Source organism: Gordonia westfalica, assembly GCF_900105725.1.
In the GTDB taxonomy this organism is placed as follows: domain Bacteria; phylum Actinomycetota; class Actinomycetes; order Mycobacteriales; family Mycobacteriaceae; genus Gordonia; species Gordonia westfalica.
The window spans coordinates 1,774,264-1,797,288 of record NZ_FNLM01000034.1 but is presented as its reverse complement, the minus strand read 5'-3'; the positions used below and the strand labels follow the sequence as shown (position 1 = coordinate 1,797,288).

The window sequence follows — 23,025 nt, the reverse complement described above, 5'->3', positions numbered from 1 at the left end:
TGTGGGATTCAGACGGATCAGCGCGCTCGGCGGTTCCCTCGGGGCTAACCCGTGCCGTGCGAACCGTCGTAGAGCAGGTCTCCCACGAGTTCGACCCCGGCCTTCCGCATGCCGGCCAGCGCGGCGGTGGTGGTCTCCGCGCCCACGCCCGCGGTGAAGTTGAGCAGCACCCGCGTGGTGAAACCGGCCGCCACCGCGTCGAGTGCGGTGGCGAGGACGCAGTGGTCGGTGGTCAGGCCCGCGATGTCGACGGACGAGATCTTGTGGTCGCGCAGCCACTGCTCGAGGGTCACACCGTCGTCGGTGGTGCCCTCGAAGCCGGAGTAGGCGGCGCTGTACTCTCCCTTCGAGAAGATCTCTTGCGCTGCGGCGGAATCGAATTCGGGATGGAAGCCGACCCCGTCGGTACCGACCACGCAATGCGGTGGCCAGGTGTCGACATAGTCGGGCGAATCGGAGAAATGCTCGCCCGGATCGATGTGGTGATCGCGCGTCGTGACGACCGTGCGGTACTCGCCGAGGATCTTGGTGATCGCCCGGGCCACGGCCGCACCGCCGTTGACGGCGAGTGAACCGCCCTCACAGAAATCGTTCTGGACGTCGACGACGACCAACGCGTCGGCCTGCTTGGTGCCGTCGCTGCGTTCGCTGCTCATCGGGTACTCCCTGGCGGATCGAAAGGTGTTGCTCGTCAGCCGAGCTGGTATCGGGTCGGCACCGCCGGGTCGCCGTGTGAGAGGCCGAGACCCTCCCACGGCAGACTGACGAGCCCCGCCGCGAGGTGGGCGCGCGCGTCGGTCAGCGATGGCAGTGACGCCACCGGCTCCCCGCCGCGAACCAGCGGGATCTGCAGATCCAGCAGATGGAGACCGCCGTCGGCTTCGGGTCGTGGGCCGCCGGCGCGGTAGACGATCTCCTCCACGATGGTCCCACTGCCGCGTGCGGCACGCACAGCCGCCTTGGCCCCGCCGCGCGACTCCTTGTGGCTGGAACGTTTGGCGACCGGCAGTCCGTCGACCTCGACGAGCTTGTAGACCATCCCCGCGGTCGGTGCGCCACTGCCGGTCACCAGCGAGGTCCCCACTCCGTAGGTGTCGACCGGTTCGGCGCGCAGCGACGCGATCGCATACTCGTCGAGGTCGCCGGACACGACGATCTTGGTGTTCGTCGCGCCGAGGTCGTCGAGCTGCGTGCGCACCTGTCGCGCGAGCACGCCGAGATCTCCGGAGTCGATCCGCACCGCGCCGAGTTCGGGGCCGGCCACCTCGATCGCGTTGCGCACGCCCCGGGTGATGTCGTAGGTGTCGACCAGCAGCGTGGTGCCGACGCCGAGCGCCTCGACCTGCGCGGCGAAGGCGGCCTTCTCGTCGGGACCGTCCGGCCCCGTGAAGCCGAGAGTGAATGCGTGGGCGGCGGTTCCCGCGCTGGGGACGCCGAAACGACGGTTGGCCTCCAGGTTAGACGTCGCGGCGACGCCGGCCAGATAGGCGGCGCGGGCGCCGGCGACCGCGGCCCGCTCGTGGGTGCGTCGGGAGCCCATCTCGATGATCGGCCGGGACCCGGCCGCGCTGACCATCCGCGCGGCGGCCGAGGCGATGGCGCTGTCGTGGTTGAGGATCGACAGGATCAAGGTCTCGAGCAGCACGGCCTCGGCGAAGGGGGCGCGGACGGTGAGGATCGGCGATCCGGGGAAGTAGAGCTCACCCTCCCGGTAGCCGTCGATGTCACCGGAGAACCGGTAATCACGCAGCCAGGAGACGGTCTCGGCGTCGAGGAACTTGTCCACGACGGCGATCTCCTCGTCGCCGAAACGGAACTCCGCGAGCTCGGCGAGGACGCGTCCGGTACCGGCGACGACGCCGTATCGACGACCGTCGGGGAGACGTCGGGCGAACACCTCGAACACACACGACCGGTGCGCAACCGGGTGGCGGAGTGCCGCTGCGACCATGGTCAGCTCGTACTGGTCGGTCAGCAGCGCGGTGTTGTCGATGCTCACTATCGCGTTACCCTTGTCCTCATGGCGCCTGACGAAACTCGTGCGCACGAGGCTACCCCCGGCGGTACCGCGGTTGCCGAACCCGCGGTGGCCGACGGCGCGGCGGATCTCGACAAACCCTGGATGACCGTCGTGTGGGACGACCCCGTCAACCTGATGCGGTATGTGACCTTCGTCTTCCAGAAGATCTTCGGCTACTCGGAGTCCCGTGCCAACGAACTGATGATGCAGGTGCACACCGAGGGCAGGGCAGTGGTCTCCAGCGGCGACCGCGAGAAGGTCGAAGGTGACGTGCGTAAGCTGCACGCGGCCGGGCTGTGGGCCACCATGCAGCGGGATTCATGAGCTGGTCGCTTCAGCCGCCCGGCACGGGACCCTCGTCGCCCGGGGCGAACCCGACGGTGGGGAGGCACTGAGACGTGCGCACCTGGAAACGCAAGGGCCGCGGCGAGTCCGTCCGGATCACCTCTCAGCTCGACTCGCACGAGGCCGAGCTTCTCGCGTCGTTGGTCTCGTCGATGTGTGAGCTGCTCACCGAACGTGCCGACACCGCGCCGCGCGATGCGCTGTCGGAGGTCACCGGTATCCGGATCGGCCATTCCGACGCGCCGGACGACGCCACGCTCGGTCGGCTGCTGCCGGACTTCCATCGGCCGGACCAGGACGAGGAACTCTCCGCCGAGGTGGTCAACGGCCGGCTCAACTCCGCGCTGCGGAGCGTCAACGAGCCGAAGATCATCGACGCCAAACTCGGTGCGGCGCAGGTTCTCCTGGACACCCTGCCCGACGGCGGCGGTGACCTCTCGCTCACCGTCGAACAGGCGACCGCATGGCTCACCGCGCTCAACGACGTCCGCCTGGCCCTCGGGGCGATGCTGGGCATCTCCGAGGACACCCCCGACCGGTTGCCGCCCGACCATCCGCACGCTGCGCACCTCGACGTCTATCACTGGCTCACCGTGATGCAGGATCTGCTCGTCGAAGCGGTGATGTGACCTACAGTTCTCGGTGACAACGGCTCCCTTCGGGAGCTTTGTCCGAGTTTCGGTTGAGTTTCCGGTCGGGGATCGACGAGAGCAGAGGTGCACGTGACCACCATCGGACGACCCGCCCGCCCGGGCGACCGCATCACCGACGTCGTCGGGATCACCGTCGGACACAGTCACCGCGTCGACGCCGACGCGAAGGTCGCCGGCACCGCCGACGCGCCCGACGGTCACGGCTGGGCGACCGGGACGACGGTCGTGCGGATCTCGGGACCGGGCGCGATCGCCGCGGTGGATGTGCGCGGCGGTGGACCCGGCACCCGGGAGACCGACCTCCTCGATCCGTCGAACACCGTGCAGACGGCTCACGCGATCGTCCTCAGCGGCGGCAGTGCCTACGGTCTCGCGGCCGCGGACGGCGCGATGCGGGCTCTCGAGGCGGACGGCGTCGGCCTGCCGCTCGACACCCGGGGACACGTGGTTCCCATCGTCCCCGCGGCGGTCATCTTCGACCTGCCGGTCGGGGCATGGGATCACCGGCCCGACGCCGACTTCGGTGCCGACGCGGTCCGCGCGGCCGACACCGACTTCGCGGTCGGCAGCGTGGGGGCCGGCGCCGGAGCCCGTGCCGGCGCGCTGAAAGGTGGTGTGGGCAGCGCGTCGGTGAGGATCGAGACGGGACCCGCGGCCGGCGTGACCGTCGGCGCGCTGATGGTCGCCAACCCGGTGGGCGCGGTCATCGACCCGAGGACCGGCCTCCCGTGGGATCTGGGCGAGGACGAACTCCGACGACTCGGCCTGACTCGCCCCGAGGCCGCGGATATCGCGCGTCTGGCCGACCTCGCGGACAAACACACCGTGCTCAACACGACGATCGGCGTCGTCGCGACCGATGCCGCACTCGACGCGGCGATGACCCGGCGGATCGCCATGGCCGGCCACGACGGTCTCGGCCGGGCCATCCGGCCGGCCCATTCGCCGCTCGACGGCGACACCATCTTCGCCGTCTCCACGGGCGCGGTCCGGCCGGAGTCGACCGACCCGGCGACCGCCTCCCCGGCCGGCATGCACGCCGACGCGGCGGTCATCGCCGAGGTGTGCCGATGCGCGGCCGACGTCGTCCAGCGGGCCATCGTCGACGCCGTGCTCGCCGCCGAGTCGGTGGCCTCGATCCCCACCTACGCGCAGGCCGCGCCGTCGGCGTTCGTGCGCTAACCGTGATTGCTCGTGCAGGCCCAGTAGTAGATGGACCCGCCGCCCGCGTAGTACAGCGCAGTCGACTGAGCGGTGTAGAGCCGCGGCGCGGTGCCGTAACCCCAGTAGCTGGGTGACGTCGCGATCGCGCCGCAGCCGTTGACGAACTGGGCGACGACCTTGCAGTCGGACGCGGGGCAGTACTGCCGGGCCGCCGCGGAGGCCGCGCTGTACGACGGGTAGTCGAGAGCCCGGCCCACGGCGCCGGTCGACGTCGAGAGTGCGAGCGCTCCGTAGTAGTTGTAGGCGGCATCGGCCGGGGCCTGTTCCGTCACGGCCGGTGCCACGAGTGCGGAGGCCGCGGCGGTCAGCGACAGGGCGGCCACGGCGAATCGTCTGCGCAGGGTCATGGGTGCTCCTGAATGACGGCGGAGGTGAGTGGGCAAGTGGCGCATGGTGTCTAACCTCCCGACGGTTCGCGGGTCGGCTGACCGGGCGCGGGCGTCCCGGACGGGGCGACCGACGGGGTGTTGATCACCGCGGGCTTCTCGATGTCGACCGTCTCGTTCCAGTTGCCGAGGTCGACCGTGATCGTGGCGTTCTCGTCCGCGGGGTTCGGGGCGAAGACGAGCCGGGCGAGCTGGTTGGTGCCGGTGGTCAGCCAGACGGTGGTCGGCACCGGCGCGTCCTGCGGTCCGACGACCTGGCGAGCGCCTGTGAGTGCGGCGAGCGCACCGGCAGGGACGGTGCCGCTGATCTTCGTGGTCTCGACACCGTCGATTCGCTCGCTGCCGATCGCGGTGGGATCGGTCAGTTCGGTCAGGACATGCGCGAGGCCCTTGTCCGGATCGAGGAACACCGAGACGTCGTAGATCGACGTGCCGTCGCCGTAGCTGAGGTAGCCGTCGCCGGCGATGTCGGCGTAGAGCACCCCGTCCACGTAGACGAAGGGCGCCTCGACCTCGTCGGGGTCCTCGGCGCCGAAGACCACGGTGGCCTCGCCCTTCGCGGCGTCGGCGGGCGTGGTCACGAGATGTGCGGTGACCTTCTTGGCGTTCAGGTTGGGCACCGAACCCTTGACGGACAGGTCGAGGTGCGCACCATCGAGGTCCGCGGTGTTGGCCGCCGCGGCCTCGACCTGTGCCGCCGGGTCGTCGATGACCGTGGTGGACCCGGTCTCGGTGGAAGCGGCCGAGGTGCCGGTCGCGGTCTGCGACCCGGACTCCGTCGAACATCCGGTGAGTGCGATCGAGGCGGCGGCCGCGCACGACAGCGCGATCGTGGCCACACGTGGGATGTGATGCTTCAAAACGGGCCGCCCGGGCGTCGCGAGCTCGACGCACCCCCGGCGCCGATGCGACTCAACGTAACGGCGTTTCGGCCCGAATCGGTTTACTGTATGACGCCCGAATGACGACTCGGGGCCAGGTCGGAGGACAGTGGGAACGGTGGGTGACACCGGTCATACGCGGGCGCGGAATAGGCGTTCTCAGCCCGGCGTTCCCTCTCGGGACATGTGCGACGACCTGTCGCCGACCATCCGTGCCCGCCTGGGCCCGCGCCTGCGAAGGAGAACGGGACACCGATGCTCAAGATCGATCAGGAACTCCTCGACGCGATGGTCGCGCACGCGCGAGAGGACCATCCCGACGAGGCGTGCGGGGTGATCGCCGGGCCGGAGGGTTCCGACGACCCGCAACGGTTCATCCGGATGATCAACGCCGAGCGGTCGCCCACGTTCTACCGATTCGACTCCGCCGAACAGCTGTCCGTGTGGCGCGAGATGGACCGCCGTGACGAGGAGCCGGTGGTGATCTACCACTCGCACACCGCGACCGAGGCCTACCCGAGCCGCACCGACATCTCCTACGCCGGCGAGCCCGGCGCGCATTATGTGCTGGTGTCCACGCGCGACCCGGAGACCACCGAGATCCGTAGCTATCGCATCGTCGACGGCACGGTCACCGAAGAAGAGATCGAGATCAGGAGCTGAATATGCCCGTCACCGTGTCCATCCCGACGATCCTGCGAACCCACACCGACGGCGCCAAGCGCGTCGAGGGTTCCGGGGCGACGCTCGCCGCACTGATCGACGACCTGGAGTCGGGCAACCCCGGACTCAAGGAGCGCCTCGTTGCAGACGGGAAGCTTCACCGTTTCGTGAACATCTACGTCAACGACGAGGACGTCCGGTTCTCGGGCGGCCTCGACACCTCCATCGACGACGGTGACGAGGTGACCATCCTGCCCGCGGTCGCCGGCGGCTGCTGAGCGTGGCGCGCTACGACTCACTCATCGACTCGGTCGGCAACACCCCGCTGATCGGGCTCCAGCGGCTGTCCCCGCGGTGGGACGACTCGGCCGACGGACCGCACGTCCGGCTGTGGGCCAAGCTCGAGGACCGCAACCCGACCGGCTCCATCAAGGACCGTCCGGCGCTGCGCATGATCGAGCAGGCCGAACGCGACGGATTGCTGCACGCGGGTTCGACGATCCTCGAACCCACCAGTGGCAACACCGGGATCTCGCTGGCGATGGCCGCGAAACTCAAGGGCTACCAACTTATCTGCGTGATGCCGGAGAACACCTCCGAGGAACGTCGGTCGCTGTTGCGCATGTTCGGCGCGAAGGTCATCTCGTCGCCGGCCGCGGGTGGGTCGAACACCGCGGTCGCGGTGGCCAAGAAGCTGGCGTCGGAGAACCCGGACTGGGTGATGCTCTACCAGTACGGCAACGTCGCCAACGTCGCCGCCCACTACGAGGGGACCGGCCCGGAACTCTATGCCGACCTGCCGGAGATCACCCACTTCGTCGCCGGACTCGGTACCACCGGAACCCTGATGGGCGTCGGACGCTTTCTGCGCGAACGCAATCCGGAGATCGAGATCGTCGCGGCCGAACCCCGCTACGGCGACGAGGTGTACGGCCTGCGCAACATCGACGAGGGTTTCATCCCGGAGCTCTACGACGACTCGGTGCTCACCCGCCGGTTCTCGGTGACGGGTGTCGACGCGGTTGCCCGTGTGCGCGAGCTGATCGATCTCGAGGGCATCTTCGCCGGCATCTCGACCGGCGCGATCCTGCAGGCCGCGCGCGGCATCGGGCGCCGGGCGATGAAGGAGGGCGTCCGCGCCGACATCGGCTTCGTGGTGCCCGACGCGGGATGGAAGTATCTGTCGACCGGGGTCTACGAAGGTAGCCTGGACGACGCGGAGCAGGCACTAGAAGGTCAGCTCTGGGCGTGACCGGCACCCCCGGAACGTCACCCGAAGAGTCGAGACCCGAAGAGAAGCTGGCCATGACGTCGTACACCCCACCGGTAGGGCAGGAGCAGCCGCGGCGCTCCCGTCCGCTCTGGTTGCGCTCGCTGATCACCACCGCGTGCATCGTCGCGGCGCTGTTCGTCATCGAGCTGATCGACGCGGCCACCCGATACGACCTCGACCAGAACGGCATCGAGCCGCGACAGGTCGACGGACTCGACGGCATCCTCTGGGCGCCGATGCTGCACGCCGACTGGGAGCACCTGCTCGCCAACCTGATGCCCGGGGCGGTGCTCTGCTTCCTGGTCCTGATGACCCGGCGTTTCCTCGTCGTCACCGGGATCATCTGGGTGATCTCCGGGGTGGGAGTTTGGCTCTTCGCCGCGCCCTATTCGGTCACGGTGGGCGCGTCGGGCATCATCTTCGGCTGGCTCACCTTCCTCATCGTCCGCGGTCTGTTCAACCGTGACCTGTGGCAGATCCTCGGTGGCGTAGTGCTTTTCCTGATCTATGGGTCGATCCTCTGGGGTGTGCTGCCGACGAATCCGATCGTCTCCTGGCAGGCGCATCTGTTCGGCGCGATCGCCGGCGTGCTGGCCGCCTGGTTCCTCGCCTCGCGTGACCGCAAGCAGAAGCAGCCCACCGCGACCCCGGGGGTGGCGTCATAGCCGCACAACCCAAGGCGCCCGTCTGGACCTCGGATCCCGAGGCGCCCATCGGGATCTTCGACTCCGGCGTCGGCGGACTCACCGTCGCGCGCGCCATCATGGACCTGCTGCCCGACGAGGACATCGTCTACATCGGTGACACCGCGAACGGGCCGTACGGTCCGCTGACCATCCCGGAGATCCGCAAGCACGCCCTCGCGATCGGCGACGATCTGGCCGAGCGCGGCGTCAAGGCCATCGTCATCGCCTGCAACACCGCGTCGGCCGCCTGTCTGCGTGACGCCCGGGAACGTTACGCACCGATCCCGGTGGTGGAGGTCGTGCTCCCCGCGGTGCGTCGTGCCGTGGTCGCCACCAAGAACGGCCGGATCGGCGTGCTCGGCACCGAGGCGACGATCTCCTCACGCGCATACCAGGATTCGTTCGCCGCGGCCCGCGACGCGGTGGTCACTGCGGTCCCGTGTCCGCGCTTCGTCGACTTCGTCGAACGCGGGATCACCAGCGGTCGCCAGATCCTCGGCCTGGCGCAGGGATACCTCGAACCCCTCCAGCAGGCCGGCGTCGACACGGTCGTTCTCGGCTGCACCCACTACCCGTTGCTGACCGGCGTTCTCCAGCTCGCGATGGGCGACGAGGTGACGCTGGTGTCGAGCGCCGAGGAGACGGCCAAGGACCTCTTCCGCGTCCTCACGGAGATGGATCTCCTGCACCCGCACACCGGCCGGGAGGCGTCGCGCGTCTTCCAGTCGACCGGCGACCCGGAGATGTTCGCCAAACTCTCGCGGCGGTTCCTCGGGCCCGTCGTCGGGGCTGTGCAGCACCTTTAGCCGACTCGGGCAATCTTCGCCGCCCACTTGTGACCCGGTAATCCGGCAGCATCCCGCACGGGCATGGCACAGTAGGGCGTATGCGTCTCACGGTCCTCGGATGTTCGGGCAGTGTGGGCGGACCGGGGGCGGCGTGCTCCGGCTACCTGCTCTCTGTCCCCGGCGAACAGCCGGTCCTGGTGGATTGCGGGCCGGGTGTCTTCGGCGAGCTTCAACGGGTCACGGATCCTTGCGGGGTCTCGGTGGTGCTCAGCCACCTCCATGCCGATCACTGCATGGATCTGCCCGCGATGCTGGTGTGGCGGCGATACGCGCCCTCGGCGGCGACGGAACGTGCACCGCTCTACGGACCGCCCGGGACCGCGCTGCGGATCGGTCACGGCTCGTCGGAGTATCCCGGACAGGTCGACGACATCTCCGACACCTTCGACGTCCGGGAATGGTGCGACGGTCTCGAGGTGACTCTCGGGGGCATGCGGATCAAGGCGGTCAACGTCAACCACCCGCCGTCGACCTTCGGGCTGCGCATCACCGGTCCCGAGGGGCAGGTCATCGCCTACAGCGGTGACACCGCTCCCTGCGACGAACTCATCGACCTCGCCGCCGACGCGGATCTCTTCCTGTGCGAGGCGTCGTGGACCCACGCGCCGTCGGAACGTCCGCCGGACCTGCACATGTCGGGGATCGAGGCGGGCGAGGCCGCGACCAAGGCGAACGCGCGTGCTCTCGCGATCACCCACGTCGCGCCGTGGACGGACTCGGCGGAGATCCTCGCCGAGGCGCGCAGTACATTCTCCGGGCCGGTCGATCTCGTGAGACAGGGACAGATCATCGAGCTGGCCTAGCGGGCTCTGCCCGAGCGGGTCACGTCGAGTGGGTCACCGGGCGCCCGACCACGATCGTTACAGTTGGAGCCGTGACCACACGAGCTGACGGCCGAGCCGACGACGAACTGCGTCCCATCTCCTTCACCCGCGGCTTCACCAGCCATCCGGCGGGATCGGTGCTGGTGGAGTTCGGACAGACCCGGGTGATGTGCACCGCGAGCGTGACCGAGGGCGTGCCGCCGTGGCGCCGCGGATCGGGCCTGGGCTGGCTGACCGCCGAGTACTCGATGCTCCCGGCGGCGACGCACGAGCGGAACAGGCGCGAATCGGTCAAGGGTTCGATCGGTGGCCGGACCCATGAGATCAGCCGACTCGTCGGCCGGTCCCTGCGGGCGTGCATCGACCTCGCCGCGCTGGGGGAGAACACCATCGCCCTCGACTGCGACGTCCTGCAGGCCGACGGCGGCACCCGCACCGCCGCGATCACCGGCGCCTACGTGGCCCTCGCCGATGCCGTGACCTACCTCCGGGCGGCCGGCAAACTGTCCGACCCCCAACCGCTTTCGTGCGCGATCGCCGCGGTGAGCGTCGGCGTCGTCGACGGCCGGGTGCGCCTGGACCTTCCCTATGAGGAGGACTCGCGCGCCGAGGTCGACATGAACGTCGTCGCCACCGACGCCGGAACCCTCGTCGAGGTGCAGGGCACCGGTGAGGGTGCGACCTTCGCACGGTCGACGCTCAACGCCCTCCTCGACGTCGCCGCGGTCGGTACCGAGAAGCTCTTCGAGGCGCAGCGTGCCGTGCTCGCCGAGCCGTACCCGGGTCAGCTGCCGGGCAACGCCTGATGTCGAAGGTCCTGCTCGCGAGCCGTAACCGCAAGAAGCTCGCCGAACTGCAGCGCGTCGTCGACGCCGCGGGGATCACCGGACTGGAGATCGTCGGCCTCGACGCCGTACCCGAGTTCCCGGAGGAGCCCGAGGATGGTGCGACCTTCGAGGACAACGCGCTGATCAAGGCGCGCTCAGGGACGCGTGCCACTGGATTGCCCTGTCTCGCTGATGATTCCGGGATCTCCGTGGACGCACTGAACGGGATGCCCGGTGTGCTGTCGGCGCGGTGGTCGGGTGCACACGGCAACGACCCGGCGAACAACGCGCTCCTGCTGGCCCAGCTGTCGGACACCCCCGACGAGCGGCGCGGCGCGGCATTCGTGTCGGCGTGCGCGCTGGTTCTGCCGGACGGAACCGAGACGGTCGTGCGCGGGGAGTGGCGCGGGACGGTGCTGCGTGCCGAGCGAGGCCCGAACGGCTTCGGCTACGACCCGCTGTTCGCGCCCGACGACGAACTCGCGGCCGGCCGCTCGTCGGCCGAACTCACCCCGGAGGAGAAGGACTCACTGAGCCACCGCGGCAAGGCCCTGGCGCAGCTGGTGCCCGCGCTCCGGGAGCTCGCGGGCTCCTGACGCCTCGCTGCCTGATCCGAAAGAAGCGACACCACTCTCGCTGGCTGATCCGAGAGAAGCGGCACGATTCTCGCTCCCTGATCCGAAGGTTTAGGTGAGGGGCGTTGCTAGGCTGCCTCGTTCGGGGTGAGGGTGACGGTAAAGCCGAGTTGCTGGAGTTGCCGGATGGCTTGGTTGCGGGTGCGTTCGGGGTGGCTGCGTTGGTGGTAGTCGGGTCCGGGTTCTCGGTAGCTGGTGTTGTCGGTGAGCATGTTCCAGATGATCGTGAGCAGGCTGTGTTCGATGGCGACGATGGCTTTGGGCTTACCGCGATGGCGCATGAGATGGCCGTACTTGGCGTTGAGGAAGGTTCCTCGGTGGTTGGCGATCGATAGGGCCGCAGCCCCGAGGGCGCCTTTGAGATGACGGTTACCGGGCCGGGTTTTGGCGTTTTTGGTGCGTCCGGCTGATTGGTGATGGCCCGGGCACACCCCGGCCCAGGAGGCCAGGTGTCCGGGTGTGGGGAACTGGGTCATGTCCGCCCCGGTTTCGGCGATGATCACATCGGCGGTCGTGGTGGAGATCCCGGGAATGGAGACGAGCAGGTCGCGGGCGGCCTGAAAGGGCGCCATCACTTCCTCGATGCGTGCGGTGAGGGTATCGATCTGGATGGTGTGCTGATCGATGAAATCCAGATGCAGGGTCACCAGGAATGCGTGGTGCTCGGTGAAGCGGCCTTGTAGTGCCTGGGTGAGGGCGGGGATTTTGCGGCGCAGCAGTTTCACCGACATTTCGGCCAGCACATCTGGGTCGCGTTGCCCCGTGGCCAGTGCCCGTAGCATTCGGCGGGCCGAGACTCCGGTGATGTCGGAAACGACGACCGATAGTTTGATGCCGGCGTCTTCGAGGACTTTCTCCAACCGTTGGATCTCACGGCTGCGTTCGCGGGTGATCGCGGTACGGGTACGGGTGAGGTCGCGCAGTCGGCGGATCGGTTCGGGGGGAACGAACGACGCCCGCAGCAAACCGTGGGCAGCCAACTGGGCCAGCCAGGCGGCATCGGAAACATCGGTTTTGCGGCCGGGCAGGTTCTTGGCGTCGTGGGCATTGACCAGCATCACCTCGAACGGGGCGTCTTCGAGGACGTAGTAGAACGGTTTCCAGTAGTCGCCGGTGGCTTCCATGACCACACAGGTGACTTGTTCCTCGGTCAGATAGTCGCGCAAGCGCAGGATGTCGCGACTCATCGATGACCAGGTGGTGATCTCCTGGACCGGTTTGCGATCCGGACTGCTCAGTCGCACACACACTTTGGCATCGGTTTTGGAGACGTCGAGACCCGCGCAGCGGGGGGTGTCAGATGGTCTGTGTAAGTCCAGTGCTCATCAGTGAGAGGAAGATCTATGAGCATGGCGTTAGACGACAAGCAGCAGGGCCACGACGACGAGCAGTTGCCTGAACTGGCCGAGCCGCGCTCGACCGCGGAAGTCGCCGAGGCATTACAGGCCTCGGGCATGGTCGATGAGCTGCTCGCTCAGATCGATACCGGCCAGGTCCAGATCACCGGTGAGGGCGGGTTGATCCCAGGTCTGATCAAACTGGCCCTCGAACGCGGTCTGAAGGCCGAGCTGACCGATCACCTCGGCTATGCCAAGGGCGATCCGGCCGGGCGGGAGTTGCCCAACGCCCGTAACGGGTCGAGCCCGAAAACGGTGGCCTCGGAGGCCGGGCCGGTCGAGCTGAACATTCCTCGTGACCGTGATGGGACGTTCACCCCGCGGCTGGTGCCGAAGGGCTCGCGCCGCCTCGGCGGCCTCGATGACATCATCATCTCGCTGTATGCCGGCCGCATGACGTTGCGCGACATCCAACACCATTTGGCCTCCACGATCGGTACCGATCTGTCTCACGAGACGATCTCGAAGATCTGCGACGAGGTCCTCGACGCGGTCGATGAATGGCAGAACCGGCCGTTGGAGCCGTTGTATCCCGTCATCTACCTCGACGCTTTGGTGGTGAAGGTCAAGGACGGTTCCCATGTCCGAAATAAGCACGCCCACATTGCTATTGGCGTCGACATGGGCGGGGTCAAGCATGTGCTGGGAATCTGGATACAGGCCGAAGAAGGCGCCAAGTTCTGGGCCGGGGTGTGTGCGAATCTGGCCAATCGCGGCGTCAAGGACGTGCTGATCGTGTGCTGTGACGGGCTCACCGGATTCCCCGAAGCGATCGAGGCGACCTGGCCGCTGGCCACCGTGCAAACCTGCGTGGTGCATCTGATCCGTAACTCGATGCGGTTCGTGAACTACAAAGACCGCAAGGACGTCGCCCGGGCGATCAAACCGATCTACACCGCCCCCGACGCCGAGACCGCGCGCCGCGAGTGGGAAGCCTTCCGCGACTCGGAACTAGGGGTCAAATATCCGAGTGCGGCCTTGGCTTTCGACCGCGCGTGGGATCGGTTCATCCCGTTCCTGGCGTTCCCGCCCGAGCTGCGCAAAGTCATCTACACCACCAACTCGATCGAGTCGCTGAACTACCAGCTGCGCAAGGTCATCAAGAACCGCGGGCATTTCCCCAACGACGTCGCGGTCCGCAAACTGCTGTGGCTGGCGATCTGCGACATCGAGGACAAACGAGCCAGACAACGTGAGAAGGAACGCGGCAAGCCAGCCGCTACGCGCAGAGCACCGGGACGGCTCGTCGAGGGACAGGTCGTCACCAACTGGAAGCAAGCCCTCGGCCAACTCGCCCTGGCATACCCCGACCGGATAGAACCCCACCTCGGCTAAACCCACGGACCACAAGAAAATCAGGAGTCACGTTCTTACACAGACATCTTGACAAGCTCGCGCAGCGGGGATGGAGGATGTCCATCGCCAACTCCTCTCAGCGATCGGAGTGGGGTGCGGACGGGGCTGGACCGCTCTCAGAGTCTGATCCGCGTGCTCGCAGCAACAATCCACGATTCCCGTGGCAGGCCCCGCGCCTCACACTGAGGTACTGGCTCACCGGCACAAAGGAGTATCCGAGGTCACCGCACTCCACCCCTCCACTATCACCCCAGCCCACCCGTGGTGACCAGCACGAACCTTCCTCAACCACGACGGCCGGCCCGCCGGCCGCGGGTACTGAGGTGCGAGGAGCGGCACGATTCCCGCTCCCTGAGGTGCGAGGAGCGTTAGCGACGAGCCACGAAGGGCTGGTGAGCCGACGTCGCCAGCCCTTCGTGGCTCGCTTCGCTCGCACCTCAGCCTGGATCCGTGGACGGGTTGTCGGGAGGTGTAGTTTGGGCTGCTTCTGTGGTTGATCAGGTTGTGGGCGTGGGGTATTCGCTGATCTTTGTCAGCTTTTTCACTGGGGTTCCTGGTGGTGGGTGGATGTGTTGGGGTGGGGTCAGGGGGTGTTCACCGCGGTCCACAGGGTGGTGAATGCGTGGTGCCAGGGCCAGTGTCGGGGTAGGTGCAGGATGGGTGTTCGTGCTGGTCGGGCCAGTCGGGCGGGTACGGCGACCAGGGTGCGTCGTAGTGTCGCTCCGCGCGCGGCGCGCAGTCTGGCCGAGCTGGTGAGCGCGGCGAGGGTGCGCATGAGGTTGTGGCTGATGGCGGTCAGGGCCAGCCAGGCGGCGTTGGCGCCGAAGACGCCGGAGGGTAGATGGGCCAGTGGTCCGTCGATGAGGTCGGCGAACACGGTCTCGATGACGGCGTGGGCGCGGTGATTGATGTCGGCGGTGATGGTGTCGTCGGTGGTGTTGGTGAAAAACGAGTGATACCGCCATGCCGGCATCAGGGTGTCGGTGTCGGCAGGGTGGTGTGCTTTGACTCGCCGCACGATGAGTCGGGCGGTGATCGGGTGTGACGAGAGTGGTCTGACCGTGTAGGTGGTTTCGGCGACTTCGGCATCAGAGATCAACGCGCCGGTGTCGGGGTCGGTGACCGCCCCGGGATAGACCACTGGGGTCCAGGCATCCTCGCCGATGGCTGAGATCGCGCGGGTGATCGCGGTGTTGGTCCGTAGGACCAGCGAGAACGTGGCTCCCAGGCGTTGGCAGGTAGCCATCACCTCAGCTGATCCGTAGGCCGCATCAGCGCGCACGGTGATCTCACCGGCGGCCCCGCAACGCCGGGCGGTGGCGATGGTTTGCGCGATCATCGTTGCGGCCCCGGCACCGGAGGCGGCGCGGCCGGCGCGCAGCCAGGCGTTAGCGATCACCGGTGGGTACTCGGGTGCGCTGAGGGTGGCGATCAGCGGCGACAGACCCCGACGCAGCAGTTCACGTCCGGCGATCTTGGCGTGTCCGTAGGAGGCGCCGGTCTTCTGATAGCCATAGACCGGACGCAGCAGGGAATCGATATCGACGAACACTCGGGCACCGTTAGTGGGCAACAACCCTGCCCGGGCGCACATCGCCGGCAGGGAGCGGGTCATCACGGCGTTGAGTTGTCGGGCATGCCCGGGAGTGAACTCACGAAGGGTTTGTCCGATCGTGGCCGGGGCGTACACGCGGTCGAACAAGCGTCGGTGCCCGCCGCTGCGGACGATGCCGAGGTCGTCGATACTGTCCGCGCCGCAACATAACCCGGCGATCACGGTCAGCAGTTTCGCTTCCAAGTTGGCTCCGGCTGAGGCGACCCGGGTGGTGCCCAGATCGACCCGTTTGGCCAGCAGCGCGGCCACCCCGGTCGAGCGCGCCAATTCCATCACCGGTACCAGCCCGGCATGCGACACGAGATTGTCGTCGTCAAAGAGTGCGGACGTGGCCGAGAAGCTGTGTGATACTTTCACTGAAAGTGCCTTCTGAGCTGGGATGTTTTGTGTCTCAACACCACCAATCATCCCAGCTCAGAGGGCACTTTTATGTCACCGACACCCCACACCCCTCCACGGATCCAGGCTCAGGGAGCGGGGGTGGGTCGGCCCGGGCGGGTGGACTCGTGAGGGAGCGAGGGGGTCGGCCCGGGCGGGTGGACTCGTCAGCGAGTGGTGGGTCGGCCAGGGCGGGTGGACTCGTCAGCGAGCGGGTGGCTCAGAGGTTGAACTGGGTCTTCACTTCCTGGGTGCGCTTGTGCTCGAACCAGAACGACAGGAACGGGATGGTGCCGGCGATCGCGGTGATGATCGTCTTGCCCGCGGGCCAGCGCACCTTGATGGCCAGGTCGACCGCCATGATCAGGTAGACGAAGTAGACCCAGCCGTGGACGATCGGCACGAAGTCGAGTGCCTTGTTGTCGAAGCCGTACGCCAGGATCAACTCGGCCACGAGCAGCAACAGCCAGACACCCGTGATCCAGGCCAGGACGCGGTACCTCAACAGGGCCCCACGGACCTTCTCCACCGGAGCGGTGGGAGCTGAAGCGGTGGATGCGGTGTCGGTCACTGCGGGCCTTTCGATGACGGGGCGTCGGGGGTGTCGGCCGACCTGAGCTCGGCCAGATAGCGGTTGTACTCGATGAGTGCGGCGTCCTTGACGGGATCAGGGTCGGTGACCAGAGACGAGGCACTCGGCGTCGTCGGACGCTCCGGGAGGATTCCCTCGGGTATCTGGGCCGCGGCGCGGGCGTCCGCGGCGGCCTGTCGGGCTTCTTCGGGTTCGCTCTCGAGGACCACGAAGCGGCGATAGGCGTAGATCACTGCCGCGGCGAAGGCGGGCCACTGCAGCGCGTAACCGAGGTTCTGGCCGGAGCCGGAGGACGACTCGAAACGCGACCACTGCCACCAGGCGAGGGCCAGACACGCCACCGCGGTGATCACGGTCAGCACCACGAGCGCCGGCCGATGCGTGCGACGAGAGGACGAGGACATACTTTTCAAGGTACCTGGCCTGGGATGATCAAAACGCGGCCGGTAGGGTGGTCGCGGTTACAGTGCGAAGCCCGGATTCACGCCGGGGACGCACCGGGCGCGAGTGGCGGAATTGGCAGACGCGCTGGATTTAGGTTCCAGTGTCTACGGACGTGGGGGTTCAAGTCCCCCCTCGCGCACCACAATTCGTAGAAATCGTGCGCACATGGCGCACATTTCGTCTATGAAATCCGGGGTCGGGTCAGACCGAGATCAGTTCGACGGCGTCGTCGTCGGCGAAGACGATGTCGTGGTCGTCGGTCGAGATCGCCCAGCGTCGCAGCCGAGCGATGTGATCATCGTCAATCCGCGCCTCGACGGTCTGGTCGCCCGGAGCGAGGTCGGCGAAGTCGTCGACGATCTCACCCTCACGGGTCGTGCCGTCCTCCAGCGTGACCCGCACGCGCGACGAGACGTGCAGACCCTCCAGGTCCGCGGCGTCGGCGATCTCTTCCTCTGCGGACTCCTCGGCGGTTGCCTCTTCGGCCGTAGCTTCTTCGGTTGCCGGGGCTTCCTCGACCGGAGCAGCCTCGTCTTCGGCGACGGCTTCCTCGGGAGCAACGTCTTCGACGTCGATCTCGGCGCTGGTCTCCCCGGGGGCGATCTCCACGGTTGCGTCCTCCTCCGTGGCCTCGACCTCGACCGTGACGTCCTCTTCGGCGGCCTGCAGATCTGCCTCGACGGCATCCTTCTCCAGGTCCACGGCGTCGCTGTCGCGATCGCCGCTGGTTTCCGGTGCGCTCATGGCGTTGCGGTCCTTCCGGTCAGGGAGAGTGCTCTCCGGGGCCGGACGTGCCGAAGTGGCACGTTTGACCCGGTCGTAGGGGTGATCATACTGAATTGAGGGGTTGTCATCCCGAACGGGACCGAATCGTTGTCAGATCTGAGTTGCTATCCCGGCAGTCCCGGAAGGGACAGGACGGGGAGGCCCGGGATCAGCGGGGCGGGCGGCGGCTTCGGAATCGCCCGTGACGTGCGCGGAACCGTCGGTGTCCGGTTGGTCGTCGGAGACGACGGTGTCCGGGTGGTCGTCGGGGTCGCTGCCGGTAGGCGATTCGCCTCCGCTCCCAGGCCGGTTCCGCTGGTGTCGTCGGCTCGGAGACACATCGAGCGGATGACGTGATGGGCGGTGATCAAGCCGTACGCCAGCGGGAGATCAAGGGTCGAGACCATCAGCCGCGTGAAGCTGAAGGGGCTGTCGCCGAGGAACGCAGGCTCGAACTGGCTGCCGACCAGCCCGGTGAAGTGCAGCGCCAGTTTGCTCGCGTAATACACGGCGGTGATCGGCTTGCTGACGGTCAGCTCGTCCGCCGACACGGTCTCCCAGGGATCGGCGCCGTGGCCCAGGTTGTGGGAGATGCCGAGCATGATGTCGAGAGGTGTTCCGCCGAAGATCGGGATCGCCGTGCCCATACGCGACATCACGCGCTCACCGACCGAGCGCTCTTCGTCGGGGTCGAGCGGGATCAGGTTGTGGTGGATGCGGATCCCGCGCATGGCACCGAGGAGCCGGGTGGTCTCCGCCTGAATCCTCCCGGCGCCGCGCGGATTCTGGGCCTGAGCCTGCTCGGAGACATATGTCACCAGACGACGGAGGGTGAGTTGCCCGATGGGAGTGCAGGTCTCGGTGTCGGCGAGCGCGAGGTGCCCGGCGACCTCGCGCACGATCGGGGCGATGGGGATGTCGAAGCGGACGGTCTCGCTCGGCGCGCCGGCCTGCGCGCGCTGCTCGTCGGTCACCCGTGCCACGCACTGGTGGAGCAATGCGCCGGCCGTGCGGTGGTAGAGCTCGTCCAGGCCGCGCTCGGTGTATCTCAGGGCGTACGACAGCAGTCCGTTGTAGGTGACGTACGGCGCGAAGGCGTCTGCGTTCGTCCCGGTCAGCGGACTACCCAGCGGGGGTACGTTGCCGATGACGAAGCGGGTCGGGATGAGAACCGTGGCGAAGAGGTAGAGCCACACCGTCTCGACGGCCTGCAGGACGGTGATGTTCCCGAGCGGGATCGCCTCCGACTCACGGCCGTCGCGGATCTTGAGGAGCCCGGACACGAGCAGCTGAGACAGGGGAGACCGGTACCGCAGCGCGGGGTCGTCGAACTCGGCTCCCAGCGTGAGCGGATTCTCCGAGACGGCCAGGGTCGAGATGTGCAACATCTGCATGTCGCGGTGCGCGGCGGCCTGCTGTGCAAGTGCAGGTCCCTGCAAGGCCGGCGGCAGGATCTCGTGGACAGATTCGAACAACGCGTCATAGACCACCGACAGTGTCGTGAAATCTCCACTGGCGCAACTGGTCTCCTCGTCGACGAGGGCCTTCGGGGTCGGTAGCCGCGGACGCTGGAGCTGCCCGACGAGCTCGAGGCGCTCGGGATACGTCTCCGTCGTCGGTTCGGCGGTGGGATTCACCTCGTGGACCGGTGTCGGTGCGGGAGCGAACGGGGCGGTCCGGCCGATCATCGCAGCCGACCCGTTCGATGTGGCGACGCTCGGAAGCAGCATCGTGAGGGTCAGGATCGCGGTGATCCGGATCATGTTGCCGCCGCGTGAGGATGCGCCCGTCCCCGAGGCGTGCAGCGATGACCTGTCCCCACCTGAACCCATGTCCCCACCATCTGACGAGCCGACGTGTCCGGCACGACGACGTGTCCGGTTGACACCCGCGGCGCCGGGCCAGGGGCCTGCCGAGGATTTCGGTTACCCTACCCTAAGTTTCCGCTCTGTCGGATTTCTGGGTGCGCGCCCGGTGTCGGGTACGCGTGCAACGATGCCGGGATGAGACGACGGACGGCGGTGTTGCCGGGAATCGGAGTGGTCTGCCTCGTCGCCGTGCTCGGTGGATTCGGCTTGCTGTCGTCCCCTGAGTCGTCCCCGGACACCGCATCGGTCCCGGATGCCGCGCCGGTCCCGTCTCGCTCGGTTCCGCTGCCGCCACCCACTCCGTCGTCCGTCACGCCGTCGGCGGTCGGCGCCCTGGCCGACCTCGACGCGCTGCCGGTCAAGGGCCGGGCACCCAAGACCGGATACTCACGCCCGCGATTCGGTGCGGCCTGGGACGACGCGGTCGACGTGCAGTACGGCCGCAACGGATGTCGGACCCGCGAGGACATCCTGCGCCGCGACCTCGTCGACATCACCGTGCACGCCGACGGCTGCCGCGTGCTGTCGGGGACCCTCGTCGACGCCTACTCGGGAAAGGCCCTGCCGTTCACCCGTGGCCAGGACACGTCGGCGCTCGTTCAGATCGACCATGTAGTCGCCCTCTCGGACGCCTGGCAGAAGGGCGCGGCCCAGTGGGACGCGGGTCGTCGTCTCGCGTTCGCCAACGACCCGCGGAACCTCCAGGCCGTGTCGGGAACGGTCAACCAGAGCAAGGGGGCCGGCGATGCCGCCACCTGGCTGCCCCCGAACAAGGCGTATCGATGCACCTACGTCAGCCGTCAGATCGAGGTGAAGAAGTCCTACGGCCTGTGGGTCACCGCGGCCGAGCGTCAGGCGATGAGCCGCGTGCTGTCCGGCTGCTGACGAGAAGGGTCTCCCGCGATTCGACCGTTGTGCGATGAGTAGCCTCAACGGGGTGACGGCGCGACATCCATCCCCCATCCGCTCGCCGACGACACGGTCGTCGACGCTCTGGGAGCCGACCTCCGCGCTGCGGGCTACACGACCGACGGCGTCACCGAACTCCTCGGTGAGGACGTCCACGCCGCGCTGCTCCGTGGCGTGTGGTGGCCTGCCCTCGCGACGACCGCCGAGACATCTGTCGACGACGACGAGGTGCCGCTCGCGACCGTCGTCCGGCTGTTCCTGCTCGGCTCGGACGAACCGGAAATCCGTGTCGCCCGGGCGTTCCCGTCCACCGGCGTCGACGCACTCGTCGCCCAGGGCGTCCTGACCCGGATCGACGACGGGATGCTGCGCGCGACCCTCGACATCCGCCCGCACGGCGACGAGACGCACGACTTCCTCGTCGTCGCCGATCAAGACGCCGCCATGCGACCCGGCCCCGTCGCCCGCGATCACGTGCTCGGCATCGGTGGGGCCTCGATGTCCTTGGCGCGGGCGATCATTCGTGAGCCGGCACGGCGCGCCCTCGACATCGGTACCGGCTGCGGTATCCAGGCGCTGCACCTGAACTCGCACTGCGAGGAGATCGTCGCCACCGACACCAACGAACGGGCACTCGCGCTGGCGCGGGCGACGGCCCGACTCAACGGCATGTCGTGGGATCTGCGCGCGGGCAGCATGTTCGAGCCGGTGAAGGGGGAGCGGTTCGACCTGATCGTCTCCAACCCGCCGTTCGTCGTCGGGACCGGAAACCAGGACTACATCTACCGCGACTCCGGCGTCGTCGGAGATGCGCTGTGCGAGCAGCTCATCCGCGAGTTGCCCGCGCACCTGAACCCGGGCGGCACCGCCCAGATCCTGGCCAACTGGATCATCCGCGACGGCGCGGACTGGCGCGAGCGGGTCGGCGGCTGGCTCGAGGGAACCGGCCTCGACGCCTGGGTCGTGCAACGCGAGGCCGCGGACCCGATCAGTTATGTGTCCCTGTGGCTCTCCGACGCCGGCGAGGACGACCAGGCCGCCGCCCGACGCGGGGAGCAGTGGCTGGACTGGTTCGACGACAACGACATCGTCGCGATCGGCATGGGCTCCATCACCGTTCGCGCGCCGGAAGCGGGGAGGACCGGGAACCCGACATTGTGATCGAGGAGATCACCGGCGCAGGCGAAGAGATCACCGGTCCGGAGGCGCAGGCCTTCCTGACCCGCCGACGCTACCTGCGGGAGACGTCCGACGCGGAACTCCTGGACAAGCGCCTGTCGGTGGCGCCGGTGATGCTCGAGGAACATTCGCTGCCCGGCGAGGAGGGATGGCAACAGGTCGGTTCCGCCGTGCGTCGCCCCGGCGGTCCCGCCGCTGTTCTCGGCGTCGACGAGGTGTCGCGCGCACTGCTCGCGGGATGTCGCGGACAGGTTCCCCTGCAGACGCTCATCGAGTTGCTCGCCGGGTTCCACGGCGTCGACCCCGACGCGTTGGCCACCGCGGCTCTGCCGGTGGTCCGCGAGGCGATCGGACGCGGCATTCTGTACGAGGCGAACTGAGAACGGTCGGCGTCGGTCACATCCGGGCGAACCGGGTGAGCCAGTAGCAGTACACGCCGTAGCTCGCGATACCCAGCGCGGCCAGGAGCATCAGGACCTGACCGGCGGGCAGGCCGGCGAGCGACTTGACCGTCCCGTCGATCCCGCTCGCCTTCGACGGGTCGGCGGTGGCCACCGCGACGAGCACGAGGATGCCGGTACCGACCAGCACCAGACCCTTCCCGCAGTAACCGGCCACCCCGGCGATCGTGGCCGCTCGGTCGTCGTGGATCTTGAGGTCGTCGAGGAACGAGCGGCTCGCGCCCTTGTACACGTGGTAGACACCGACGCCGATGATGACGAGCCCGGCGACCACCACGACGAACTTGCCGCCGCCGGACTGCATCAGGCGTGCGGTGAGCCCGGCGTTCTCCTTGCCGCTCGACTGGCCGCTGCCCATCGCGAATCGCACGGCCGTCCACGCGAACCCGACGTAGACAACGGCCAGCGACAGGGCCTTTCCACGGTCCAGCCAGTCCTGCGCGCCGTCGTTGTCCCGGCCGGGTTCGGTCGCATGCGGGCCGACGATGGCCTCGGCGAGACGCCACAGGGCGAGCGCGGCGAACGCGACGGCGGCAACCCAGAGAACCAGCCGGCCGCCGGCGTTGCCGGCGAAAATGCTCAGGGCCCCGGACTGGTCGGCGTTTCCGCTGTCGCCGAATGCGAGTCGCACGATGATGTAGGCGATGAGCAGGTGGAGGAGCCCGCTGACGGCATGCCCGGCGCGTGCCACACGCTCGAACCACGGGCTGTCGGTGGCGCGATCGACCGCGCCGGTCACCGGATTGCCTGACATCTTCGCCACCTTCCGCCGGCGATGAGGCACCGGCCGCTCGAA

General features: G+C 67.8%; 24 protein-coding genes, 1 tRNA gene and 1 pseudogene. 15 read left to right on the top strand and 11 right to left on the bottom strand.

Annotation, left to right across the window (positions count from 1 at the left end; translation table 11 throughout):
• Nucleotides 1-44: 44 nt before the first annotated feature.
• Both BLU62_RS13595 and BLU62_RS13590 read right to left on the bottom strand, forming a co-directional pair.
• Complete coding sequence (locus BLU62_RS13595; protein ID WP_074850053.1) at nt 45-656, bottom strand: isochorismatase family protein; 612 nt, start codon at nt 654-656, stop codon at nt 45-47.
• A 35-nt stretch (nt 657-691) separates the two neighbouring features.
• On the bottom strand, nt 692-1,999 hold the full coding sequence (locus BLU62_RS13590; RefSeq protein WP_074850052.1) for a nicotinate phosphoribosyltransferase: 1,308 nt from the start codon (nt 1,997-1,999) through the stop codon (nt 692-694).
• Nucleotides 2,000-2,020: 21 nt separating this feature from the next.
• On the opposite strand from BLU62_RS13590, the gene clpS reads away from it, so the two are divergent.
• From clpS to BLU62_RS13575, 3 genes are all read left to right on the top strand, one after another.
• Nucleotides 2,021-2,344 carry an ATP-dependent Clp protease adapter ClpS gene (gene clpS / locus BLU62_RS13585; protein ID WP_074850051.1) on the top strand — a complete coding sequence of 108 codons (324 nt, stop codon included), beginning with the start codon at nt 2,021-2,023 and terminating at the stop codon, nt 2,342-2,344.
• A 74-nt stretch (nt 2,345-2,418) separates the two neighbouring features.
• A complete protein-coding gene (aosR, locus tag BLU62_RS13580) occupies nt 2,419-2,994 on the top strand; it encodes an oxidative stress transcriptional regulator AosR (protein ID WP_074850050.1) in 576 nt (191 codons plus the stop codon).
• Nucleotides 2,995-3,087: 93 nt separating this feature from the next.
• Entirely contained in the window at nt 3,088-4,200 is a 1,113-nt protein-coding gene (locus tag BLU62_RS13575) for a P1 family peptidase (protein WP_074852893.1), read from the top strand.
• On the opposite strand, the gene BLU62_RS13570 is transcribed toward BLU62_RS13575, so the two are convergent.
• Nucleotides 4,197-4,589: a DUF4189 domain-containing protein gene (locus tag BLU62_RS13570; protein WP_074850049.1), complete on the bottom strand. Its 393-nt coding sequence runs from the start codon at nt 4,587-4,589 to the stop codon at nt 4,197-4,199. The genes BLU62_RS13575 and BLU62_RS13570 overlap by 4 nt on opposite strands.
• Nucleotides 4,590-4,639: 50 nt before the next feature.
• A complete protein-coding gene (locus tag BLU62_RS13565; RefSeq protein ID WP_244278172.1) occupies nt 4,640-5,467 on the bottom strand; it encodes an LppX_LprAFG lipoprotein in 828 nt (275 codons plus the stop codon).
• A gap of 297 nt (nt 5,468-5,764) precedes the next feature.
• Here BLU62_RS13565 and BLU62_RS13560 point away from each other — a divergent pair, with 297 nt between their 5' ends.
• The 8 genes from BLU62_RS13560 to BLU62_RS13525 all read left to right on the top strand — a co-directional run bounded on the left by BLU62_RS13560 (nt 5,765) and on the right by BLU62_RS13525 (nt 11,226).
• A complete protein-coding gene (locus BLU62_RS13560) occupies nt 5,765-6,172 on the top strand; it encodes a M67 family metallopeptidase (protein WP_074850048.1) in 408 nt (135 codons plus the stop codon).
• A 2-nt stretch (nt 6,173-6,174) separates the two neighbouring features.
• On the top strand, nt 6,175-6,450 hold the full coding sequence (locus BLU62_RS13555) for a MoaD/ThiS family protein (protein ID WP_074850047.1): 276 nt from the start codon (nt 6,175-6,177) through the stop codon (nt 6,448-6,450).
• 2 nt (nt 6,451-6,452) lie between these two features.
• On the top strand, nt 6,453-7,424 hold the full coding sequence (locus BLU62_RS13550) for a PLP-dependent cysteine synthase family protein (protein ID WP_074850046.1): 972 nt from the start codon (nt 6,453-6,455) through the stop codon (nt 7,422-7,424).
• Nucleotides 7,425-7,477: 53 nt separating this feature from the next.
• Nucleotides 7,478-8,110, top strand: a complete 633-nt coding sequence (locus BLU62_RS13545; RefSeq protein ID WP_074852891.1) for a rhomboid family intramembrane serine protease — start codon at nt 7,478-7,480, stop codon at nt 8,108-8,110.
• A complete protein-coding gene (gene murI / locus BLU62_RS13540) occupies nt 8,107-8,937 on the top strand; it encodes a glutamate racemase (RefSeq protein WP_208863686.1) in 831 nt (276 codons plus the stop codon). The genes BLU62_RS13545 and murI overlap by 4 nt, the downstream gene beginning before the upstream one ends.
• Before the next feature lie 80 nt (nt 8,938-9,017).
• The gene (locus BLU62_RS13535; protein WP_074850044.1) at nt 9,018-9,782 is read left to right on the top strand and encodes a cyclic nucleotide-degrading phosphodiesterase; all 765 of its coding nucleotides are present in this window, start codon (nt 9,018-9,020) and stop codon (nt 9,780-9,782) included.
• 71 nt (nt 9,783-9,853) lie between these two features.
• On the top strand, nt 9,854-10,609 hold the full coding sequence (gene rph / locus BLU62_RS13530; protein ID WP_074850043.1) for a ribonuclease PH: 756 nt from the start codon (nt 9,854-9,856) through the stop codon (nt 10,607-10,609).
• The gene (locus tag BLU62_RS13525) at nt 10,609-11,226 is read left to right on the top strand and encodes a non-canonical purine NTP pyrophosphatase (RefSeq protein ID WP_074850042.1); all 618 of its coding nucleotides are present in this window, start codon (nt 10,609-10,611) and stop codon (nt 11,224-11,226) included. The genes rph and BLU62_RS13525 overlap by 1 nt, the downstream gene beginning before the upstream one ends.
• A gap of 107 nt (nt 11,227-11,333) precedes the next feature.
• Here BLU62_RS13525 and BLU62_RS13520 read toward each other — a convergent pair whose 3' ends face one another.
• On the bottom strand, nt 11,334-12,584 hold the full coding sequence (locus BLU62_RS13520; RefSeq protein ID WP_074850041.1) for an IS110 family RNA-guided transposase: 1,251 nt from the start codon (nt 12,582-12,584) through the stop codon (nt 11,334-11,336).
• Between the two features lie 24 nt (nt 12,585-12,608).
• Between BLU62_RS13520 and BLU62_RS13515 the strand changes: the two genes are divergently transcribed.
• Complete coding sequence (locus BLU62_RS13515) at nt 12,609-13,997, top strand: IS256 family transposase (RefSeq protein ID WP_074850040.1); 1,389 nt, start codon at nt 12,609-12,611, stop codon at nt 13,995-13,997.
• 604 nt (nt 13,998-14,601) lie between these two features.
• Here BLU62_RS13515 and BLU62_RS13510 read toward each other — a convergent pair.
• The 3 genes from BLU62_RS13510 to BLU62_RS13500 all read right to left on the bottom strand — a co-directional run bounded on the left by BLU62_RS13510 (nt 14,602) and on the right by BLU62_RS13500 (nt 17,007).
• Complete coding sequence (locus tag BLU62_RS13510; RefSeq protein ID WP_084811800.1) at nt 14,602-15,990, bottom strand: IS1380 family transposase; 1,389 nt, start codon at nt 15,988-15,990, stop codon at nt 14,602-14,604.
• A 241-nt stretch (nt 15,991-16,231) separates the two neighbouring features.
• The gene (locus tag BLU62_RS13505; protein WP_074850038.1) at nt 16,232-16,582 is read right to left on the bottom strand and encodes a DUF3817 domain-containing protein; all 351 of its coding nucleotides are present in this window, start codon (nt 16,580-16,582) and stop codon (nt 16,232-16,234) included.
• Nucleotides 16,579-17,007, bottom strand: a complete 429-nt coding sequence (locus BLU62_RS13500) for a transcriptional regulator (protein ID WP_074850037.1) — start codon at nt 17,005-17,007, stop codon at nt 16,579-16,581. Before BLU62_RS13500 ends, BLU62_RS13505 begins: the two co-directional genes overlap by 4 nt.
• A 97-nt stretch (nt 17,008-17,104) precedes the next feature.
• Here BLU62_RS13500 and BLU62_RS13495 point away from each other — a divergent pair.
• Nucleotides 17,105-17,189: transfer RNA gene (locus BLU62_RS13495), tRNA-Leu, on the top strand.
• Nucleotides 17,190-17,248: 59 nt separating this feature from the next.
• On the opposite strand, the gene BLU62_RS31880 is transcribed toward BLU62_RS13495, so the two are convergent.
• Together BLU62_RS31880 and BLU62_RS13485 are read right to left on the bottom strand one after the other, a co-directional pair.
• Entirely contained in the window at nt 17,249-17,791 is a 543-nt protein-coding gene (locus BLU62_RS31880) for a hypothetical protein (protein ID WP_099047852.1), read from the bottom strand.
• A 146-nt stretch (nt 17,792-17,937) separates the two neighbouring features.
• Nucleotides 17,938-19,644, bottom strand: a complete 1,707-nt coding sequence (locus tag BLU62_RS13485) for a hypothetical protein (RefSeq protein WP_244278168.1) — start codon at nt 19,642-19,644, stop codon at nt 17,938-17,940.
• A gap of 171 nt (nt 19,645-19,815) precedes the next feature.
• Here BLU62_RS13485 and BLU62_RS13480 point away from each other — a divergent pair, with 171 nt between their 5' ends.
• Both BLU62_RS13480 and BLU62_RS13475 read left to right on the top strand, forming a co-directional pair.
• Complete coding sequence (locus BLU62_RS13480) at nt 19,816-20,565, top strand: HNH endonuclease family protein (protein WP_167544019.1); 750 nt, start codon at nt 19,816-19,818, stop codon at nt 20,563-20,565.
• Between the two features lie 69 nt (nt 20,566-20,634).
• Nucleotides 20,635-22,148 (top strand): annotated as a pseudogene (locus tag BLU62_RS13475) (DUF7782 domain-containing protein).
• Between the two features lie 16 nt (nt 22,149-22,164).
• Here BLU62_RS13475 and BLU62_RS13470 read toward each other — a convergent pair.
• Entirely contained in the window at nt 22,165-22,983 is an 819-nt protein-coding gene (locus BLU62_RS13470) for a DUF1206 domain-containing protein (RefSeq protein WP_074852889.1), read from the bottom strand.
• Between the last annotated feature and the right edge of the window lie 42 nt (nt 22,984-23,025).

Excerpts from the sequence above, each read along its gene's own strand:
- BLU62_RS13595 (WP_074850053.1), bottom strand. The coding sequence starts at position 656 with ATGAGCAGCGAACGCAGCGACGGCACCAAGCAGGCCGACGCGTTGGTC.
- clpS (WP_074850051.1), top strand. The coding sequence starts at position 2,021 with ATGGCGCCTGACGAAACTCGTGCGCACGAGGCTACCCCCGGCGGTACC.
- BLU62_RS13570 (WP_074850049.1), bottom strand. The coding sequence starts at position 4,589 with ATGACCCTGCGCAGACGATTCGCCGTGGCCGCCCTGTCGCTGACCGCC.
- BLU62_RS13560 (WP_074850048.1), top strand. The coding sequence starts at position 5,765 with ATGCTCAAGATCGATCAGGAACTCCTCGACGCGATGGTCGCGCACGCG.
- BLU62_RS13555 (WP_074850047.1), top strand. The coding sequence starts at position 6,175 with ATGCCCGTCACCGTGTCCATCCCGACGATCCTGCGAACCCACACCGAC.
- BLU62_RS13545 (WP_074852891.1), top strand. The coding sequence starts at position 7,478 with ATGACGTCGTACACCCCACCGGTAGGGCAGGAGCAGCCGCGGCGCTCC.
- BLU62_RS13535 (WP_074850044.1), top strand. The coding sequence starts at position 9,018 with ATGCGTCTCACGGTCCTCGGATGTTCGGGCAGTGTGGGCGGACCGGGG.
- BLU62_RS13525 (WP_074850042.1), top strand. The coding sequence starts at position 10,609 with ATGTCGAAGGTCCTGCTCGCGAGCCGTAACCGCAAGAAGCTCGCCGAA.
- BLU62_RS13515 (WP_074850040.1), top strand. The coding sequence starts at position 12,609 with ATGAGCATGGCGTTAGACGACAAGCAGCAGGGCCACGACGACGAGCAG.
- BLU62_RS13500 (WP_074850037.1), bottom strand. The coding sequence starts at position 17,007 with ATGTCCTCGTCCTCTCGTCGCACGCATCGGCCGGCGCTCGTGGTGCTG.
- BLU62_RS31880 (WP_099047852.1), bottom strand. The coding sequence starts at position 17,791 with ATGAGCGCACCGGAAACCAGCGGCGATCGCGACAGCGACGCCGTGGAC.
- BLU62_RS13485 (WP_244278168.1), bottom strand. The coding sequence starts at position 19,644 with ATGGGTTCAGGTGGGGACAGGTCATCGCTGCACGCCTCGGGGACGGGC.
- BLU62_RS13480 (WP_167544019.1), top strand. The coding sequence starts at position 19,816 with ATGAGACGACGGACGGCGGTGTTGCCGGGAATCGGAGTGGTCTGCCTC.
- BLU62_RS13470 (WP_074852889.1), bottom strand. The coding sequence starts at position 22,983 with ATGTCAGGCAATCCGGTGACCGGCGCGGTCGATCGCGCCACCGACAGC.